The sequence below is a fragment of the Mesorhizobium sp. B1-1-1 genome, from assembly GCF_006442955.1.
In the GTDB taxonomy this organism is placed as follows: Bacteria; Pseudomonadota; Alphaproteobacteria; order Rhizobiales; family Rhizobiaceae; genus Mesorhizobium.
In genome coordinates this window covers 308,230-327,254 of record NZ_VFWW01000007.1, presented here as the reverse complement: position 1 = coordinate 327,254, position 19,025 = coordinate 308,230, and the positions used below count along the sequence as shown (strand labels likewise).

Below are 19,025 nucleotides of genomic sequence, written 5' to 3'. Positions count from 1 at the left end.
CCGACCTAACCGAGCCCAGGGCACCATGCATCACCCTTCCACCCTCGCCATATGATCTACCCCAAATTCCTCCCATCTCGCCGGCGCCGGCTCAAACCCTTGCGGGCGCACCAGGGAAGGCACCTGGCGTGTGTCGACCTCGAAACGCTCATGCCGCCGGTCGATGGCCGGAACCGCTGATATGAGCTTCTTCGTGTAGGAATGTTTCGGCGCCGACAGCACCGAGGCCGCGTCTCCGATCTCGACGATCTGGCCGGCATAGATGACGGCGATGCGATGAGCGATCCGCTCGACGACAGCCATATCGTGCGAGATGAACAGATAGGCCAGCCCGAACTCGCGCTGCAGGTCGACCAGCAGCTCCAGCACCTTGGCCTGCACTGAAACATCGAGGGCGGAAACCGCTTCATCCAGAACGACGACCGACGGGTTGAGCATCAGCGCGCGGGCGATGCACAGCCTTTGCCGCTGGCCTCCGGAGAATTCGTGCGGATAGCGCTGCAAACTGTTCTGCGGCAGGCCGACGCGCTCCAGCAGGCTCGCCATCCTGGCTCGCGTTTCGGCGTCCGCCCGGCCGCCATTGGCGATCACCGGCTCCGCCAGGATGCTCTCGATGCTCAGCCGCGGGTTGAGCGAAGCGTAGGGATTCTGGAAAACCATCTGCACGGGCTTGGCGCCGTGCTTTGCCGAGGCCGTCCGGGCGCCGACCGAGAAGCTGCCGCGCGTCGAGCGCACCAGCCCAAGGACTGCTTTCGCGGTGGTTGATTTGCCCGAGCCACTCTCGCCGACAATGGCCAATGTCTCTCCCGGCATCAGGTCGAAGTCGACACCGTCCACGGCGTGCACCGCGCCGCTGGCATGGCTGAAGAAACTGCTCTTGAGCGGAAACCGCACCACGAGGCCGTTGACCTCAAGGGCCGGGTCCGTCCTTGCGTTCTTGTCGCGCTGCCCGTCCGTGCGTGTCGAGCGGCCGTGGGCGAAATGCGGCACATCCTGCAACAGATGCTGCGTGTAGGCGTGCTGCGGCCTGTCGAGGACCTGGTTCAGTTCGCCCTGTTCCACGGCCTGCCCGTTCTGCATCACCATCACAGTGTCGGCGATCCCGGCGACAAGGCCGATGTCGTGGGTGATGAAGATCATCGACATGCCGCTTTCCTGCTTGAGCTCCGCAAGCAGCGCCATGATCTGCGCCTGTACCGTCACATCGAGCGCCGTGGTCGGTTCGTCGGCGATCAGCAGACGCGGATTGCAGGCGAGCGCAATGGCGATCATTACCCTTTGCAGCATGCCGCCCGACAGCTGGTTGGGCGTGTATTTTAGCCGCCTTGCCGCATCGGGGATGCGCACCCGGTCGAGCGCGTCCTTGGCCGCCGCCGTGGCCTGCCGGCCGGTCAGGCCGCGATGCAGCCGGAACGATTCCTCGATCTGGGTGCCGATCGTCAGCACAGGATTGAGCGAGGTCATGGGCTCCTGGAAGATCATGCCGATCTCTGCGCCGCGAATCCCGGTCAGTTGCGGCTCGGTCGCGGTCGTCAGGTCGAAGAGACTACCGTCGGCCCGTTTCAGCGTCATGGCGCCGCCGGTGATGCGGCCGCCGCCGAAATCGATGAGACGGTTGATCGACAGTGCGGTGACGGACTTGCCCGAGCCGCTTTCGCCGACAATGGCCAGCGTTTCGCCGTCGGCGAGATCGAAGCTGACGCCGCGCACCACCTCATTGGCTCTCGGGTCGCGGCCGAAGCCGACGCCCAGGTTGCGGACCGACAGAAGCGGGATCATGCGAGCGCTCTCCGCATCTTCGGATCGAGGATGTCGCGCAAGGCGTCGCCCAAGAGGTTGAAGCCCAGAATACTGATCATGATCGCCAGGCCCGGGAAGATCATCAGCCATGGGGCGGTTTCCATCAGATTGCGGCTGTCGCTCAGCATCAGGCCGAGCGAGGCGGCCGGTGGCTGCGTGCCGAGACCGAGGAAGCTGAGGCCAGCCTCGGTCAGCAATGCCCAGGCGAGCGCCAGCGTCACCTGGACGGTCAAGGGCGCGATCAGATTGAGCAGCAGGTGCCGCGTGATGATGTAGCTGGAGCTGCTGCCGAAGGTGCGCGCGGCGTCGACGAATTCGCGCGCCTTGAGCGACAAAGCAGGGCCGCGCACCACGCGTGTGAAGATCGGCGTATAGACGATGCCGATGGCGACCACGCTGGTCCATGTGCCCGGTCCGGCAACGGTGACGATCAGCAGCGCCAGAAGAATGGCAGGAAAAGCCAGCAGCACATCCATGATCCGCATCAGCACGCCGTCCCAGCGACGCCCGAGCCAGGCGGCGGCGAGCCCCAGCACGGTGCCGGCAAGCGCGGCGAAGGCGACCGAAAGAAAGGCAACGGTGAAGGACTGGCCGACGCCCGCCATCAGCCGGCTCGCCACGTCGCGGCCGAACAGGTCGGTGCCCATCCAGTAGGCGGCACTGGGCGCATGCAGCCGGTCGACCCGGTATTGCGTGATCGGATTGTGCGGGGTCAGTCCCAACAGGCCGAGGATGGCGACCAGGAGATAGACGCCGACGATCACGCCGCCGACACGGCCGCTGCCGTGCCCGAAGATGGCGCGCAGCATGCGCATCACTGCTCGCCCAGCCGGATGCGCGGATCGAGCGCGACATAGGCGAGGTCGACCAGGAGATTGACGATCATGAAGTTGAAGGCGATGAACAGCACGCTGCCCTGCACCAGCGCGTAGTCGCGCTGGAGGATGGCGTCGAGCACCATGCGGCCGAGGCCGGGCAGGGCATAGATCTGCTCGACGATGACCGCGCCGCCCAGGAGATAGCCGAACTCGATGCCGCTCAGCGTCACTACGGGGATCAGCGCGTTGGGGAGCGCATGTCGCCAGATGACGCTGCGCGCCGAGGCGCCCTTGCTGCGGGCGGTGCGCACATAGTCGTCGCTCAACACGTCGAGCATGGCCGAGCGCGAGATGCGGGTGACCGAGGCGGCGAAGGCGAAGCCGAGCGTGATGGCAGGCAGGATCAGCTGGCTGAGATTACGCAAGGGATCCTGCCGGAGCGGCGCGAATTCGCCCATGGCCGGCAGCACGCCGAAGCCGGCCGACAGCGCGTAGATGATCAAAAGGCCGAGCACGAAGCTCGGCGTCGACTGGCCGATCATAGCGACGACGCGCACACCGAGGTCGGACAGTTTCTCGCTATGCGTGGCGGCGTAGATGCCCGCCGGCATGCCGGCGGCGAGTGCGATGATCATCGACAGCACGGCCAGTTCCAGCGTCAGCGGGAAGCGCTCGAGGATGACGTCCAATACCGGCCTACCATAGGTGACGGAGATGCCGAAATTGCCGTGCAGGATGCCGCCGATCCAGCGCCAGTACTGGACGAACCAGGGCTGGTCGATGCCGAAATAGGCGGCGAGCGCATCGCGCTGTGCCGGCGTCAGCAGGCCGGCTTCGGTGCCCAGCATCGCGGTGATCGAATCGCCCGGCACCATCCGGATCGCCACGAAGACCAGGATCGACACGCCAAGCAGGACGAGAGGAAACGCCGCAAGTCGTCGCATCAGATAATTCACGCGAAGAAGACCTCTCGTCTAGAGCATGATGCCGAAAAGTGTGAAGCGGTTTTCGGACGACATCATGCTTCTATCCCTTTGATCTAGAGGCGGATTCAGATTTCAGGTCGATTCAACCTGAAATCATCGGACTCTAGGGCCGGCGACGGCTACTGCTGGATGGTAACCTTGCTGAGGCTGAACAGCGTGCCCGTCGGCGTCGGCACGAACCCGGCAATGTTCTTCTGCTGGGCGGTATAGCTGTAGGACGTGTAGAGCCAGATCCAGGGCGAGACTTCGGCGAGGTGCTTCTCGAACTCGGTGAAGATCGCCTTGCGCTTGGCCGGATCGGTCTCGGCGCGGCCTTTCTGCATCAGGCTGTCCAGCGTGTCATCGATGTAGTTGGCCACCTTCTGCAGATTGCCTGACTTGGTCCAGTAGCGGTTGTACATGGTGTAGGGGTCGGCGCGGCCGCCATTGAGCGCGATCGCCATGTCGAAATCGCCCTTCAGCCAGGCGTCGACATAGACGTTGAGCTCCATCATCTTGATGTCGAGCTTGACGCCGATCTCGGCGAGCTGCGACTGGATGACCTGGGCTTCCGCCGCCGCCGTCGGCGGCTCGCCGGTGGCGCCGATCACGGTCGCCGAAAAGCCGTCGGCAAAGCCCGCTTCCGCCATCAGCTTCTTGGCCTTCTCGACATCGCGCTTGTAGCAGAAGAGCTGGCTTGGATCGGTCGCAAGTGCTGGGATGGTCAGCGGTCCGGTGACCTTGCCTTCACCGAGCGCGGCGGTGTCCAGAACCTCCTGCCGGTCGATGGCGCAGGAGATCGCCTGGCGCACCTTGAGTTCGGTCATCGGCTTGCGTGACGGATTGAGCTGCAGCACGTTATAGGCCAGCACCGGCGCGCGGTTCAGTTGCAGGCTAGCCTCCTTCGGCACCAGCGTGGCGACGAGCGGATCGTTGAGCAGCGCGAAATCGACCTGCTTGGTGCGCATGGCGGCGAGGATCGCCGCTTCATCGGGCAGCACGCTGATTTCGATACCGTCGACGCCGGTCGCGCCGCCGGCCCATTCCTTGTTGGCGCTCAAGACTTCCTTGGCGTTGGGGTCCCATTTGTCGAGCTTGAACGGGCCGGAGCCGACCGTTTTGGTGCCGATCGAGCCGGCCTTGATCTCGGCCGCCGGCACGATGGCCGCGTTGATGTCGCTCATCGCCGTCAGGATCGGCGCGTCGGGCTGCGATAAATGGAACACGACGGTTCCAACGTCCGGCGTGTCGATGCTGGCGATCGACACGAAGTTGGCGCGGGCGGCGGCGCCTGTCTTCTCGTCCAGGATGCGCTCGAACGATGCCTTGACGTCGGCCGGAGTCACGGCAGCGCCGTCCTGGAATTTCGCCTTGGGATCGAGCTTGAAGGTCAGCTCCTTGCCGTCCTTGGAGAATTCCCAGGAGGTGGCGATGGCCGGGACGATCTGCAGGCTGGCATCGACCCGCACCAGCGGCTCATAGATCAGCTCCAGGAGCCGCAGCGAGGAAAAGGCCGTCTGCTTGTGCGGATCAAGTCCCGTTGCGTCCTGCGACCAGGCCATGTGCAGCGTCGCCGCCTGCGTCGAGACCGTGGCGATGCCGAGCATGGCTGCCAGCGTGATGCCCGACAGCAGCTTTCTTGTGAGGTGAACCATTCTCGTCTCCCATCTTTGCTTGAACCCGATGCCCTTGCAGTTTCTGCGGACCGCTTCCAAGACACACGCGCTTTGGACTATCGGCCCAGTCTATGCGGCCTCGCGCCGTCTTGTGTAAAGCGGCTTCACGCCGTCTGGTCTCAAGCGCCTTCATGCGTCTCGTCGCTGATTGCCTTTCGCAGGAAACCCCTTGCCTTGGCGAGGGCTGCGCGCGCCTCCTCGACCTCAAGCCCGGTGATGGTCAGCAGGATCGCCAGCTTCACGTCGCTGCCGGTCCGGCCGAGCGCCTGGCGCGCCTGCGCCGCCGTGCAGCCTGTGGTCTGCATCACGATCCTGGTTGCCCTGGCGACCAGTTTCCTGTTGGACGGATTGAGGTCCACCATCAGGTTCTGGTAGCTCTTGCCGATGCGGATCATCGAGGCCGTGCTCAGCATGTTGAGCACCAGCTTCTGCGCCGTTCCGGATTTCAGCCGCGTTGAGCCGGTCAGCACCTCGGGACCGACGACAGGCGAGATGGCGATGTCGGCAATGCCCGCTATGGTCGATGCCGGATTGCAGGACAGGGCGACCGTCGTTGCTCCCACCTGCTTGGCATAGTTCAGCCCGCCGATCACATAGGGCGTGCGCCCACTGACCGCGATGCCGACCACCACGTCGTCCGGAGTGAGCTTGATGTCCTGCAAGGCCCTGGCGCCCCTCTTGGGATCATCCTCGGCGCCTTCGGTCGAGCGCACCAGCGCGTCGGGCCCGCCGGCGATCAGGCCGACGACCATGCCTTCCGGCACGCCGAAAGTGGGCGGACATTCCGAGGCATCGAGTACGCCGAGCCGGCCGCTGGTGCCTGCGCCCATATAGACGAGCCGAGCGCCTTTCTGGAAGGCGAGGACGATGCAGTCGACCGCGGCCGCGATGTCCGGCAGCACCTTTTCGACCGCTGCCGGGACCACCCGATCCTCGTCGTTGATCTTGCGCAGCACATCGATCGTCGGCAGCAGGTCGATGTCCATGGTCCGCGGATTCCGGCCTTCGGAAACCAGCCGGTCCAGCTCGGACATCAAACCTTGCTCGCTCATCCCAGTGCTTTCAAATCAGTGCTTTCAAAAATCAGGCCGCTCAGCCTGTTCGGAAGTGGTTCCTCTTTGGCTCCGGCACACGCGTATTTCGTTATGCTACCCCGTTTCGTTAACGTCTTAGAATTCAATATTCGTTCCGTCAACGGAAAGATGGAATAAATTATTCCTTCCGCGCTAATGCTTGCCGAGTGACCTGCGGGCAAGAATGATCGCCCCGGAAACCGCGTCGCCATCGGCGGCTTTCAGGCGCCGGCGAACGTCGGGTGCGAGCCATGGTTCGAGCGGACTGGCGAGCCCGCCCAGCAGGGCCACGCGCGGCGCGCCTTTTTCGAACAGAACCCGCACCAGCGTGTCGATCTGTTCGGCGGCCTTTTGCACGATGCGCCGCCCTGCCGGATCGCCTTGGTCGGCGTGGCGCATCACCATCGGCGCCAGGGCCGCATAGTCGGTGGCGCTGGCGCGGTCCATCCAGGCCACGGCTTGCATCGGGTCGTTCTCGAAACGCTGCATGACTTCCGCCAGCAGTGCCGTGCGCTCATGCCGGCCGTCATGGGCGCGCAACGCCAGCTGCACGGCCTTCAGCCCGAGATCGGCGCCGCTGCCTTCGTCGGAGATCGGAAAGCCATAGCCTCCGGCGCGCAGGTCGCGGCCCTCGACGAAGCCGAGGCCGATCGAACCGGTGCCGGCGACGACGATGGCGCCGTCCTGGCCGGAATGCGCGCCGAGGCAGGCGCCGACGCCGTCGCTGACGAAATCGATACTGGCAAAGGGATGCGCGATCGCCCGCAGCGCCTCCAGCGCGCCCTTGCGGCCGATCCCGGCAAGGCCGATGCCGGCGTGAATCCGGGCGCTTTCCGCCGCGCCGAACCCTGCCTCCTCGATCGCCGCGCCAAAGGCCTTGGCAACCGACGCCCAGGCCGCGTCGATGCCGAGCCGCGTCGACGCCGGACCCGAGAGGCCTTGTCCCAGCACGATCCCTTCGGCGTCCTCGATACGGGCGCGGCAGCCGGTCCCGCCGCCGTCGACGCCGAGAAAATAATCGGGGCGGCCGTTGTTCATGCGCTCAGCCGCTCGATGTCGGCGCCGCACAGACGCAGCTTGCGGTCCAGTTGCTCATAGCCACGGTCGAGATGATAGACCCGGTTGATGGTCGTCTCGCCCTCGGCGACCAAGGCCGCCAGCACCAGCGACACCGAGGCGCGCAAATCGGTGGCCATGACTTGCGCGCCATGCAGTTTCTCGCCGCCGCGCACCAGCGCGGTGGTGCCTTGCAGCTTGATGTTGGCGCCGAGCCGCATCAGTTCGGGAACATGCATGAAGCGGTTCTCGAAAATGGTTTCGCGCAGCAGCGACGCGCCCTGCGCGCAGCACATCAGCGCCATGAACTGCGCCTGGAGATCGGTCGGAAAGCCCGGATAGGGTTCCGTCGTGACGTCGGCGGCCTTGAGCGGCCGCTCGCGCGACACGATGAGCCCGCGGTCGCCCGGCCAGACGCCGACGCCGGTCGCCTCCAGCAGTTGCACCACGGAGGCCATGTGCTCGAGCCGGGCATGCGTCAGTTCCAGTTGCCCGCCGGTGATCGCCGCGGCGATGGCATAGGTGCCGGCCTCGATGCGGTCGGGAATGATGTCGTGCCTGGCCGCGCGCCAGTCCGTGTCGCCGGCGATCAGGATGCGATGCGTGCCGGCGCCTTCGACGCGCGCGCCCATCGCGTTGAGGCAAGCGGCGAGGTCGGCCACTTCGGGCTCGCGCGCCGCGTTGAGGATTTCGGTTTCGCCCTTGGCCGTGGCCGCCGCCATCATGGCGGTTTCCGTCGCCCCCACCGATGGCGAGCTCAGCACGATGCGCGTGCCGGTGAGCCCGTTTGGCGCCGAGGCGACGATCAGCCCGTTCTCGATGGCGATCCGGGCGCCCAGCGCCGCGAGTGCGGCGACATGCATGTCGACCGGCCGCGCGCCGATCGCGCAGCCGCCGGGCAGCGAAACCCGCGCATGGCCGAAACGGGCGAGCAGCGGCGCCAGCACCAGCACCGTCGCGCGCATCTTTCTGACGGTGTCGTAGGACGTCTCCCTGGAAACGGCGGCACTGGTGTCGATCATCGCGGCATGGGCCGATCGCGTCACCTCGGCGCCGTGCAGCCGCACCACGCCGAGCATGTTCTCGACATCGGTCACATCGGGCAGGTTGGTCAGTTCGAGCGGGTAGGGACTGAGCAGCGCCGCCGCGATCTGCGGCAGAGCGGCGTTCTTGGCGCCCGATATGGTGACCGCGCCTTGCAGTCTTTGCCCGCCGACGATGCGCAGTCTGTCCATGGCTGAAACCTTGTGCGCCGGGCCGCGTCCGGGCGCGGCGCTCTCGAAAGCTGTTCCCGAGCTCAATCCGGCCCGCTTGAGAATTAATTCCGCGTTCTTGGCTGTCAATCGAAATTGGAATAAATTATTCCTTGGCCGTGCGGCTGGACGCCAAAGCGCAAGGGGGATCATGTCCGTTCTGAACAGGATCAATGCCAAGCTCGACGGCATGGCGCCCGGCGATCGTGAGATCGGCCAGTACATCGTCGAAAATCCCGAGGAGATGCTGCGGCTGTCGACGGCTGCTCTTGCGGCTGAGATCGGGCGCAGCCAGTCGAGCGTCGTCAAATTCAGCCAGAAGCTCGGCTATGCCAGCTACCAGGAGCTCAAGCTCGCCGTCAGCGAAGCCAAGGCGCGGGAATGGCAGGTGCCGGCCGGTATGATCCACGGTTCGATCGAGGTCGGCGACGGCTACCAGGTCATCCTGAAGAAGCTGATCGGCAGCAAGCTTCTGTCGATGGAGCGGACCGTCGCCGCCAACAGCGAGCGGATCATCTCCAGGGCGCTGGAATTGCTGGATGGTGCGCGCCGCATACATCTGGCCGGCGTCGGCGCCTCCTCGCTGGTGGCGCGTGATTTCTCCTACAAGCTGATGAAGCTTGGCCGCAATGTGCTGCATGACAGCGACAGCCATATCCAGATGGCCAATGCCTCGACGCTCGGGCCTGACGATGTGCTGTTCGCGCTCTCCCATTCGGGCGCCAGCATCGAAACCTTGCGCATCGCCGAGCTCGCCCGCAAGCGCGGCGCCGTGGTGATCGCCGTCACCGGCCTGCACGACAACCCGCTGGGCCGCGTTGCCGATATCTGCCTCTACACCATCGCCGACGAGGAGCGTGCGCGCTCATCGTCCATCACCGCGCGCGATGCGCAGCTGACGCTGACCGACCTTCTGTTCATCCTCATGGTGCAGAAGCAGCCGGACGCCAATGACTACGTCCACAACAGTGAGGCGGCGGTCTCGGTGCTGAAGGCCGAACGGTCTTCCTGACATGCCCGGACCGCGTCAGCCCTGGCGCGGCACGCCCCTGGCAAGCAGGTAGACGAGATACGGCCCGCCAAGCAATGAGGCGAACAGGCCGACAGGCAGTTCGTACGGGAAAGCCGCCATGCGCGACAGCCAGTCCGATATGGTCATCAGCAAGGCGCCCAGAAGCATCGCCCCGGCAAGATGAATGCGTGCGCGCCAAAAGCCGAGGAGCCGGGCAAGGTGTGGCGCGATCAGGCCGACGAAGCTCAACGGGCCGACGATCAAAGCGGCCAGCGCGGTCAGGAGCGCGCTGACGACGACCAGCATCAGCCGCCCGCCGGCTACGGGCACGCCAAGTCCGCGCGCGCTGTCGGCCCCGAGCGGCAGGATGTCCAGCCAGCGCGCGGCAAGAAAAAGCGGCGGCGTCAGTGGCAACAGGCAGGCCAGTGCAACGGCTGCGTCCAGGGCGGTCGCCTGGCCGGTCGAACCGCTCAGCCAGCGCAACAGCATATAGGACTGTGCATTGCCCATCGCGATCGTCGCGGTGATCAGCGCGCTACACAGCGCGCTCATGGCAATGCCGGCAAGCAGCAATCGGTCGGCGCCGAACTTTGCCTTGGCGGCGATGGCCAGCATGGCGGCCAGTGCCGCCAGTGAGCCCGCGGCCGAGCCGGCGAGCTGCCAGCCAAGCCCGGCCGTTGCGCTGACCGTCAGCACGGCGGTCAGGCCGGCGCCCGCGCCGGTGCCGACGCCAAGCACTTCGGGGCTCGCCAGAGGGTTGCCGGTAACGCGCTGGATGACCACGCCCGCCGCCGCGAGCATCGCGCCGGCGGCCGCGGCCACGCCGACACGCGGCGCGCGCCAGGAGACGAGATCGGCCAGCAGGTCGCAGCCGGCGATCGACCACCCTGCCGGTCCACGCCCGACGACGAGAGCCAAGGCGGCGGCGGCAAATGTGAGCGCAAGCAGGACGAAGATGATGAGCCATGGCCGGCGAGCCTTGCGCGGTGCCGCGCCATTGGAACCGAGATGCGGCCATTCGAACATGCGCAGCCTCGGCAACAGCCACAGCAGCAGTGGGCCGCCCAGAAGCGCGGTTCCCGCGCCGGTCGGAATGCGCTCGCCGCCGGCTCCGGCGGCGAGCTGGACCAGCCCGTCCGTCAGCCACAGCAGTACTGCGCCGATCAGCGGCGCGGCGACCAGCTTCTGCCGCAGGGTGCGCGCGCCCGAAAGCGTGGCGAGCGCCGGCGCGGCAAGGCCGACGAAACCGATGACGCCGATCTGCGCCGCGACAGTCGTTGCCATCCACACCGCAAGCGCGATGATGAGAAAGCGGCTGGTGTGGCGGGCAACGCCAAGGCCGCGAGCCGAGGCGTCGTCGAGGCCAAGGATGGTCAGCGGCCGCAGCAGCATCAGCGCCGCGGCGGCGCCGGCCGCCAGCCTGATCGTCAGCGCGATGGCCGGTCGCCAATCCTGCTGCACCAGCGACCCGCCGCCCCAGATGAACAGCGAGAACAGGTAATCGCCATTGGCGAGGATCAGCGCGGCGCTGACGGAACTCGCGGTCAGCGCCACCATCATTCCGGCGAGCACGACCGACACCGGCTCCAGCCCGCGCCGCCAGGTCAACGCGAGCACGAGCAGCACAGCGGCGGTGCCGCCGGCAAAGGCCACCAGCCCTTGCGACCGCTCCATCAGCAACGGCGCGTAAAGCGAGGCGAGCGTCATCGCCAGTTGCGCGCCGCCCGAAATGCCGAGCGTCGATGGTTCCGCCAGCGGATTGCGCAGCACATGCTGCAACAGCAGGCCGGACAGGCCGAGCACGGCCCCCGCCAGCACCGCGACGAAGGCGCGCGGCAGCGAGCTGTAGAACAGGATGACATGGCGGAGATCGCCCGGCACCGATGCCGGCTGCTGCATGCCGACGCGCCATGCGAACAAGAGTGCGGCCAGCCCCGCGAGCAGGCCCCACAGGATAATGGGCGACAGCGCGCCGCCGATGGTGCGGTGAGGTATCTCGCTTCGGGCCACAGCGCGCTCCGTCACGAAGCATGACCCGCAAGCGCCGCCGTCGCCAGCCGCGCGAAGCGGCGCGCCGACGGCAGGCAGCCGAAATGGTTGATCGCTTCGAGCACCGCGACGCGGCCTTTGCTCACGGCCGGCAGCGCGTTCCACAACGCATTGGTGGGAAGCGAGCGCCCGACGTCCGCCGGCAAGGGCGAGACGATCAGGATGGAGGCCTCGGGCACCCGCGCCAGCGCCTCCAGGCCAACGGGTGCTGCCGCGCTGTAACTTGTCTCTTCGGACCAGGCATTGACCAGGCCGAGCCGTGTGAGCACGTCACCGAACATGGAGTCGCGGCCGAAGGCGCGGAAGTGCCTGGAGTCGCCGAGGCTAATGACAAAGACCGGCCGTGCGGACCTGGTTGGCAAGGCGGCGCGACGCCGCGCTATGTCGTCGGCGGTTTCGTCGAGGTAACGCTTCGCCTCGGCCGGTCGTCCGAGCTTCTCGCCCAGCGCCAGCGTCGCTGCCTCGGCAAGAGCGTAGGGCGGTACTCCGGCCTCGTAGACGGTTTGCGCGAACACCGGCGCTATGCGTTCCAGAATCGGGCGTTGGTACTCGTAGAAATTGGAGATGACGATCAGGTCCGGCGCGACGATGCGCAACAGCTCGTAGTTGGGCGTGCCGCGCAGTCCGAGATCGGTCACGGTTTGGGGAACGGCAGGCTCGACCGCAATCCTGCGGAACTGGATCAGTTCGGTCGCCGCCGCCGGCTCGACGCCGAGCGCCAGAAGCGTTTCCAGCATGCCCCAATCGATCGCGGCAACATTTGTCGTCGCAGTCCTGCCGGCAACCGGCGGCAGCAAGGCCGCGGCCGTCAGCGCAAGCACCCGCCGTCTGTTGGGCGGATGGATCATCGCCGGTGGGTTCGGTCCATGACTACCAACTCGTGTGCGCCTTCAGCTTGAAGGAGCGGCCTTCGCCGTAGGAGCAGGTGAGCGTTGTCTGGCAACTCGACACATAGCTCTTGTCGAAAAGGTTGGTGATGTTGAGGTCGACGCCCCAGTTCTCTTTCTCGTAGCCGAGCTTCAGGTCGGCCAGCGTCACCGCCGGAACCTTCGCTGTATTCTCATTGTCTGCCCATGAGGAGCCGATATAGCGCAACCCGCCGCCAATCGAGATGCCGTCATACCAGTCGCCACGGAAGGTGTAATCGACCGATGCGGAAGCCATCACTTCCGGCACGATGAAAGGCGTCTTGCCGACGAGGGCCGGGTTGGCGTCCCTGGTGATGTCGATGTCGTAAGCTGTGAATGCACCGGTAAGCCGGAAATCCTCCGTCACGTTCACCTTGCCTTCGAGTTCGACGCCGCGTGAACGCACCTCGCCGGTCTGCATCTGGGTGAAGGGAGTGACATTCGACGGCACGTTCTGGCGGGTCAGGTCGAACAGCGACAGGGTGAACAGGCCATCGACAAAAGTCGGCACGTATTTCACGCCGACTTCGTATTGCGTGCCCTCTTCCGGCTTGAACAGATTGCCCATCGCATCGGTGCCGATGATCGGATTGAAGAAGGTGGCGATGCTGGCATAGGGGGTTACGCCGTTGGCAAACTCATAGGCCAGGCCGGCGCGGCCGGAGAAATCGCCAACCGTGCTGCTCTGCGTGCTGGAGCCCGCCGAGTAATAGGTCGGGCGGTTGTCGGCTTCGAGCCAGCCACGGTCGTAGCGGCCGTTCAGCGTCACCAGCCAGCCGTCGCCGAAGCGCATTTGATCCTGTGCATAGAAGCCAAGCTGTTTCTGCGTCAGGTCCTGATTGAGATAGCTGACGCGAGGTGTCAGCGGCGAACCGTACACCGGATCGAAAGCGTCGATTGGATTGTCATAATTGGGATCGTAGAGGCCGGACGACTGTACCTGGTCGATGTTGTAATATTTGAAATCGACGCCAGCGAGGATCGTATGTTCGATCGCTCCGGTCGCCACCTTGCCTTCGATCTGGTTGTCGGCGAGGAACGTCTTGGCCGTGGTGTCATGATCGAAATTGATCCGCGCCAGCTCGGTCGGCCCTCCGATCGTTGACCAGCCGTTCGGATAGACGCTGACCTCGTTGATGTCGGCGGCGGTGAAACGGGCGCTGGAGCGAACGGTCCAGTCATTGTCGAACGTGTGCTCGAACTCGTAGCCGAGGGAGCCCTGTTCGCGCTTGTAGAGATCGATGCTCGGCTCCGTGAAGTTCGCATCGGGATCGATGCGGCCATAGTTCACGCCGCCGACAATGTGATCGACCACGGTGCCATCGTAGGGCAGGAAGCTGCCGCCATTATGGTTCTCGTCGATGTGGCTGTAATTGGCCAGTATGGTTAGCGTGGTCGCTTCGTCTGGCTTCCAGCTAATGCTCGGCGAGATGAAGCCGCGCCAGCCGTTCTGCGGGTCGCTGTAGGTATCGCCGCCGGCGACCTTGCCCGTCATCCGGTAGCTGACCGTGCCGTTGCTGGCGACATCGCCGATGTCGAAGCCGAGATAGACATTGCCGGCATCGTTGATGCCGGTTTCGACATAGCGCGTGCGTTCGAAATCCGGGCGCTTGCTGACATAGTTGACCAGGCCGCCCGGATTGCTGCCGCCATAAAGCACCGAGGCCGGCCCCTTCAGCACTTCGATGCGCTCAAGGCCGAAGCTGTCGACATAGAAACCGCCGAAACCATAACTGAACAGCTGGAGGTCATCCATGTAGGTGCCGGTGGCCGTTGCATCGAAGCCGCGAATGTACATCCAGTTGGTGTCACTGTCGGGACCGAAGGGTTGGGCAAAGACGCCGGCGGTGTAGCGCAGCGCCTCGTCAGCTTTCTGTGCACCCTGATCCTCGATCTCCTGCCGTCCGACCACTGAGACGGATTGCGGGACCTCCTTGATGTCGGTCGCTGTCTTGGAGCCGGTTCTGGTTGTCTTGGCGACGACGCCGTCGACCGGCCCGGTCGCGCTGTCTCCGGCCTCGCCCTCGACCACGACCGGTTCGAGCTGGGTGCTGGATTGCGCCGTCTGCGCGAACGCCGGCATTGGCGGGATCGTCGCGGCAGCGGCGATGCCAGCCGCCAGAAGCGCCTTGATCCGGTAAATTCTGCTCATCAGGAAAGTCCCCGCCTGTCGTCGTTGAGATACTTGATGATTTACATCAACTTATCAACGGGTCATTGGACTGATTTGGGCGGCTTGTCCATTCTTGTCCAAACCACTGATATCGCGGTGCCGTGTTGCGGAAATGTCACCGGCGGCCGGCGCTCTTCATCCACGCACCCGGGGTCAATCCGACCACGGACTTGAACACGCGGGTAAGGTGCGCCTGGTCGAAGAAGCCGGTGGCCTGCGCGATGTCGCCAAGCGAGGCAGCCTCATGCGCCATCATCGCCTTTGCCCTGTCGATCCGCGCCTGCATCTGCCAGCGATGCGGCGGCACGCCCGTTGCTGCCTTGAAGGCATGGCTCATGTTTCGGACAGGCCGGTCAGCGCGGCAAGATCAGCAAGGCGGATCCTGTCCAGGCAGTGGGCGTCGATGTAATCCGTGACGAGGCGCAGTTTGCGGCGGGGCAGGGGCGACCGGCGCCTGGCGGCACTTGGCCGGTCTATCTGGAAAAGGCATGCGAACAAGGCGTTGAGCAGACCTTCGCCATAAAGATCATGCAGGTTCCACTCGCTGCCGCATTCAGCGGCGATAAGCCCGGCAAGCGTAGCGATCCGATCATCGCGAAACTGTAGGCGCGATATCTGCAAGGCATCGCGATCGAGGCTGCGGCCGAAGCGGCGGGTCAGTGTCGCCGCGTCGAAATGAAGGTCGAGATGCCTGATCCGTTTGAGTCCTTCGACGCGGCCGCGGATCGGCACCCCGGCCGGTATATAGGCTATGGAAAACGCCTGGTTGTGGCGGCGCGGTTCGCTCTGGGCGCCTTCGACGACGAAGGCACCGTCGCCGTCGATATCGAGAGCAACGAACAGCCGGGGGTCGGGAGAGATGTAGTAACCCTCGGCATTGTCACCGCATGAGACGTCCCAGAGGTCGGCGACCACGCCGTCCCAGACGTGCCATTTCAGGTCGCCAATTACGGCAAATCCCTGAATCCGGCTCTCCATGCGCGCGACGAAGGTCAATTCTGCTTATCCCGGGCATAACATGATAGAAACTATCATGTTATGCCCGGTCAGCGACAGCACCGCAAGCCCTTGCGTCGAAGGTCGTGCTGAGCCGACGCCGCTGCTGTCGGTCAGCGCAGCCTCAGACGCTTTCGAGATAGGTCTCGATCTCGAAGTCGCTGACGTTGAGCGCGAACGTATTCAGTTCCTGGCGTTTGCAGGCGATGAAAGAGTGGCGCAGGATCGCCGGGAAGATCTCCGCCACATGCGTCCCGCTTTCAAAGGCCGCGATCGCGGATGCCCAGTCCGGCGGCAGCTTGGCCGGGGCAAGGCCTTGCCCGTCGTTCCCGGTTGGGTCGCCCGGTGACATCTGCCTTTCGATGCCGACCAGTGCCGCGCCCAGTATGGCGGCAAGCACAAGATAGGGATTGGCGTCCGCTCCCGACACGCGATGCTCGATCCGGCGCGCACCAGTCGGGCCGCCGGGAATGCGGATCGCGACCATGCGGTTCTCGTAACCCCAGGCGACGGCGGTCGGCGCGTAGGATCTCGGCCGGAGCCTGCGGTAGGAGTTGAAATGCGGCGCGAACACCAGCGTGCTCTCGGCCATCGCCGCCAGCAGTCCGCCGACAGCGTGGCGCATAATGCCGGAGCCCTGGTCGGTGCCGTCGTCGAAGACGTTGCGCCCGTTGGCGTCGACAAGGCTGAAATGGACGTGGAAGCCGTTGCCGGCTCGGTCGCCATAAGGCTTGGCCATGAAGCAGGCGGCAAAGCCGTGCTTGCGGGCAATGCCCTTCACCGTGCGCTTGAACAGGACGGCGTCGTCGGCCGCCCGCAGCGCGTCCGCGACATGGTTCAAATTGATCTCGAACTGGCCGACGCCGTTCTCGGCAATGGCGGTATCGACGGGAATGCCTTGTGCTCGGCAGGCTTCGTAGATGTCGTGGATGAAGGCCTCGAAGTCGTCGATCTCGTCGATTGACAGTGCCGCGTCGGAATCCAGACGCCGCCCGGTGACCGGCGAGACAGGCCCGACCGGTCGCTGCGATTGCGGGTCGACAAGATAGAATTCGAGCTCGGTGGCGGCCACAGGCGTCAGGCCCAAAGCCTTGTAGCGGTCGAGGATACGGGCCAGTGCCCGCCGGGGATCCCCGAGATACGGTGCGCCGCCTTCGTCGGCGAGCCAGAGCGGGATGAGGGCGGTCGGATGCGCCGTCCAGTTCACCGGAAGGATGCCGCGGCCGGTCCATTGGCACAATCCGTCTGCGTCGCCGGTCGAGAACACCAGCGCGTTGCCTTCGATATCCTCGCCCCAGATGTCCAGCCCGATCAGCGAATAGGGCATGCGCAGCTTGCCCTCCAGTGCCTTGCGCGCCTGCTCGACGGGGATGCGCTTTCCCCGCATGATGCCGTTGAGGTCGCACACCGCGGCCCTCAGGCTCTGGATGTCGTTTCGGCTCTCAAGCCAGCTCAGAACGTCCGCAATTGCATCGCCCAATTTCCAACCTCTGGTTTCGAAGGTGCCCGAGCCCTGATCGGCCGCGCTGTCCCTGGTAAAAATGGCTTGTGAGTTTTCGGGATCCATATCTGGCCGCAGCCGGATGTTTCCCTATTTATTCAAGTCAATAGCTGGGATGTCGGGAGGCATTTCAAAACCAGTTGCGCGATCTGCGACCGAAACATAGAGGCAAGAGCGTGGAAAGCCAAGGCTCGGCATCGGGCTTGGCGCGCGCAGGGTGAAGCCGGGATGCCGGCATCACTCTCGGGCATGCGCGGCCGTCGTGGGGATATGAAACGTCCCTATCACAAATCTTGACCTTCCCCGCACTTGCACCTCTGGCCGCTCTCTGGCTTTTTGGGACACCCATCCGAGCGGACTGATTCGTCACGCCGCTCTGCGTCGATTGCCGTTTTGCGGTGTGATCGATCTGGCGGGGCGTGAAGCGCGAGCGACTGGCGAAGGAGAAGACGCATGGCCGAGTTCAAGAAGCCCGAGATCTCCGAGATGAGACCCAAGATCACCGTTGTCGGCGTCGGCGGCGGCGGCGGCAACGCCATCAACAACATGATCGCCGAGCAGCTTCAGGGCACCGAATTCATTGCCGCCAACACAGATGCACAGGCGCTCACCATGTCCAAGGCGACGCGGCTGATCCAACTCGGCGCGCATGTGACCGAAGGGCTGGGCGCCGGATCGCTTCCCGAGATCGGCCGCGCCGCGGCCGAGGAATCGCTGGACGAGATTATGGACCATCTGGCCGGCACCCACATGTGCTTCGTCACCGCCGGAATGGGCGGCGGCACCGGAACCGGCGCCGCGCCGGTCATCGCCCAGGCGGCGCGCAAGGCAGGCATCCTGACGGTCGGCGTCGTCACCAAGCCGTTCACTTTCGAGGGCAGGCGCCGCATGCAGATGGCCGAAGAGGGCATCGAGCGGCTGCGCGAAAGCGCCGACACCGTGATCGTCATCCCCAACCAGAACCTGTTCCGGATCGCCGACGCCAAGACCACATTCGCCGATGCCTTCGTCATCGCCGACCGGGTGCTCTATGCCGGCGTCAGCTGCATCACCGATCTCATCGTCAAGGAAGGCCTGATCAACCTCGACTTCGCCGACGTCAAATCGGTGATGCGCGGCATGGGCCGCGCCATGATGGGAACCGGCGAGGCGTCAGGCGATAGCCGGGCGATGAAGGCGGCGGAAGCCGCCATCGCCAACCCGCTGCTGGACGAAATGTCGATGAAGGGCGCCAAGGGCGTGCTGGTCTCGATTTCCGGCGGCCGCGACATGACCCTGTTCGAGGTGGACGAGGCCGCCACGAGAATCCGTGAAGAGGTCTATGAAGACGCCGACATCATCGTCGGCGCCATCTTCGACAAGAGCATGGAAGGCCGGTTCAGGGTTTCGGTGGTGGCCACCGGCCTCGACCGCGGGCTCGGCGTGGAAGATGCCGATGCCGGCATGGCGCACGACCATTCCATGCCATTCGCGGCGCGGACGTTGCAATAGGCGCTGCTCGCCGGCGGCCTTGGCCGCTGCCGGGCACCTCGACGTCGCCGGCGCACCACCAAGTTCAGCCTGGACCTGATCACCCGAAAGCGGCTTGCCGAATGGTGCGATCCGCTCACCGGCGAATGCTGGGCGCCGCCGCTTCGCCTGGACGGCGACGATGGTGATCGAGTTCCTGTGCGAAACGTAAGTCGACACCGCTTTCTTTCGCTGCCGCTGTGACCCTGACCGGTGCCACGCCCGGTGTTCGCTCG

15 protein-coding genes are annotated in these 19,025 nt (G+C 65.0%); 2 read left to right on the top strand and 13 right to left on the bottom strand.

Annotated elements, in window-relative coordinates:
• Nucleotides 1–30: 30 nt before the first annotated feature.
• From FJ986_RS16855 to murA, 7 genes are all read right to left on the bottom strand, one after another.
• Nucleotides 31–1,779, bottom strand: a complete 1,749-nt coding sequence (locus FJ986_RS16855) for an ABC transporter ATP-binding protein (protein WP_140520908.1) — start codon at nt 1,777–1,779, stop codon at nt 31–33.
• On the bottom strand, nt 1,776–2,615 hold the full coding sequence (locus FJ986_RS16850) for an ABC transporter permease (protein ID WP_140520907.1): 840 nt from the start codon (nt 2,613–2,615) through the stop codon (nt 1,776–1,778). Before FJ986_RS16850 ends, FJ986_RS16855 begins: the two co-directional genes overlap by 4 nt.
• Nucleotides 2,615–3,574 carry an ABC transporter permease gene (locus tag FJ986_RS16845; protein ID WP_140520906.1) on the bottom strand — a complete coding sequence of 320 codons (960 nt, stop codon included), beginning with the start codon at nt 3,572–3,574 and terminating at the stop codon, nt 2,615–2,617. Before FJ986_RS16845 ends, FJ986_RS16850 begins: the two co-directional genes overlap by 1 nt.
• A gap of 149 nt (nt 3,575–3,723) precedes the next feature.
• A complete protein-coding gene (locus tag FJ986_RS16840) occupies nt 3,724–5,238 on the bottom strand; it encodes an ABC transporter substrate-binding protein (RefSeq protein WP_140520905.1) in 1,515 nt (504 codons plus the stop codon).
• Nucleotides 5,239–5,378: 140 nt separating this feature from the next.
• Nucleotides 5,379–6,311, bottom strand: coding sequence for an N-acetylmuramic acid 6-phosphate etherase (gene murQ / locus FJ986_RS16835; RefSeq protein WP_140520904.1), 933 nt, complete (start codon nt 6,309–6,311; stop codon nt 5,379–5,381).
• Nucleotides 6,312–6,485: 174 nt separating this feature from the next.
• The gene (locus FJ986_RS16830) at nt 6,486–7,370 is read right to left on the bottom strand and encodes an N-acetylglucosamine kinase (protein ID WP_140675119.1); all 885 of its coding nucleotides are present in this window, start codon (nt 7,368–7,370) and stop codon (nt 6,486–6,488) included.
• A complete protein-coding gene (gene murA / locus FJ986_RS16825; protein ID WP_140675116.1) occupies nt 7,367–8,623 on the bottom strand; it encodes a UDP-N-acetylglucosamine 1-carboxyvinyltransferase in 1,257 nt (418 codons plus the stop codon). The genes FJ986_RS16830 and murA overlap by 4 nt, the downstream gene beginning before the upstream one ends.
• Nucleotides 8,624–8,792: 169 nt before the next feature.
• Between murA and FJ986_RS16820 the strand changes: the two genes are divergently transcribed.
• The gene (locus FJ986_RS16820) at nt 8,793–9,653 is read left to right on the top strand and encodes a MurR/RpiR family transcriptional regulator (protein ID WP_140675114.1); all 861 of its coding nucleotides are present in this window, start codon (nt 8,793–8,795) and stop codon (nt 9,651–9,653) included.
• A gap of 15 nt (nt 9,654–9,668) precedes the next feature.
• Here the strand turns inward: FJ986_RS16820 and fhuB are convergent, their stop codons facing one another.
• The 6 genes from fhuB to FJ986_RS16795 all read right to left on the bottom strand — a co-directional run bounded on the left by fhuB (nt 9,669) and on the right by FJ986_RS16795 (nt 17,259).
• Nucleotides 9,669–11,663, bottom strand: coding sequence for a Fe(3+)-hydroxamate ABC transporter permease FhuB (gene fhuB / locus FJ986_RS16815; protein ID WP_210241339.1), 1,995 nt, complete (start codon nt 11,661–11,663; stop codon nt 9,669–9,671).
• 11 nt (nt 11,664–11,674) lie between these two features.
• Nucleotides 11,675–12,550 (bottom strand): iron-siderophore ABC transporter substrate-binding protein, encoded by an 876-nt coding sequence (locus FJ986_RS16810; protein WP_140675111.1) that lies wholly within the window; start codon nt 12,548–12,550, stop codon nt 11,675–11,677.
• A gap of 22 nt (nt 12,551–12,572) precedes the next feature.
• A complete protein-coding gene (locus tag FJ986_RS16805) occupies nt 12,573–14,762 on the bottom strand; it encodes a TonB-dependent siderophore receptor (RefSeq protein WP_140675108.1) in 2,190 nt (729 codons plus the stop codon).
• A gap of 136 nt (nt 14,763–14,898) precedes the next feature.
• Nucleotides 14,899–15,120 carry a helix-turn-helix transcriptional regulator gene (locus FJ986_RS30850; protein WP_246681807.1) on the bottom strand — a complete coding sequence of 74 codons (222 nt, stop codon included), beginning with the start codon at nt 15,118–15,120 and terminating at the stop codon, nt 14,899–14,901.
• Nucleotides 15,117–15,779 (bottom strand): AraC family transcriptional regulator, encoded by a 663-nt coding sequence (locus FJ986_RS16800; protein WP_246681806.1) that lies wholly within the window; start codon nt 15,777–15,779, stop codon nt 15,117–15,119. Before FJ986_RS16800 ends, FJ986_RS30850 begins: the two co-directional genes overlap by 4 nt.
• 124 nt (nt 15,780–15,903) lie before the next feature.
• On the bottom strand, nt 15,904–17,259 hold the full coding sequence (locus FJ986_RS16795) for a glutamine synthetase family protein (protein WP_140514618.1): 1,356 nt from the start codon (nt 17,257–17,259) through the stop codon (nt 15,904–15,906).
• 474 nt (nt 17,260–17,733) lie between these two features.
• Between FJ986_RS16795 and ftsZ the strand changes: the two genes are divergently transcribed.
• The gene (gene ftsZ, locus FJ986_RS16790; RefSeq protein WP_140497755.1) at nt 17,734–18,771 is read left to right on the top strand and encodes a cell division protein FtsZ; all 1,038 of its coding nucleotides are present in this window, start codon (nt 17,734–17,736) and stop codon (nt 18,769–18,771) included.
• Nucleotides 18,772–19,025 lie beyond the last annotated feature (254 nt).

Bases quoted from the DNA above. Each gene is read 5' to 3' on its own strand.
- FJ986_RS16855 (WP_140520908.1), bottom strand. From the start codon at position 1,779: ATGATCCCGCTTCTGTCGGTCCGCAACCTGGGCGTCGGCTTCGGCCGC.
- FJ986_RS16850 (WP_140520907.1), bottom strand. From the start codon at position 2,615: ATGCGCATGCTGCGCGCCATCTTCGGGCACGGCAGCGGCCGTGTCGGC.
- FJ986_RS16840 (WP_140520905.1), bottom strand. From the start codon at position 5,238: ATGGTTCACCTCACAAGAAAGCTGCTGTCGGGCATCACGCTGGCAGCC.
- murQ (WP_140520904.1), bottom strand. From the start codon at position 6,311: ATGAGCGAGCAAGGTTTGATGTCCGAGCTGGACCGGCTGGTTTCCGAA.
- FJ986_RS16830 (WP_140675119.1), bottom strand. From the start codon at position 7,370: ATGAACAACGGCCGCCCCGATTATTTTCTCGGCGTCGACGGCGGCGGG.
- murA (WP_140675116.1), bottom strand. From the start codon at position 8,623: ATGGACAGACTGCGCATCGTCGGCGGGCAAAGACTGCAAGGCGCGGTC.
- FJ986_RS16820 (WP_140675114.1), top strand. From the start codon at position 8,793: ATGTCCGTTCTGAACAGGATCAATGCCAAGCTCGACGGCATGGCGCCC.
- FJ986_RS16810 (WP_140675111.1), bottom strand. From the start codon at position 12,550: ATGATCCATCCGCCCAACAGACGGCGGGTGCTTGCGCTGACGGCCGCG.
- FJ986_RS16805 (WP_140675108.1), bottom strand. From the start codon at position 14,762: ATGAGCAGAATTTACCGGATCAAGGCGCTTCTGGCGGCTGGCATCGCC.
- FJ986_RS30850 (WP_246681807.1), bottom strand. From the start codon at position 15,120: ATGAGCCATGCCTTCAAGGCAGCAACGGGCGTGCCGCCGCATCGCTGG.
- ftsZ (WP_140497755.1), top strand. From the start codon at position 17,734: ATGGCCGAGTTCAAGAAGCCCGAGATCTCCGAGATGAGACCCAAGATC.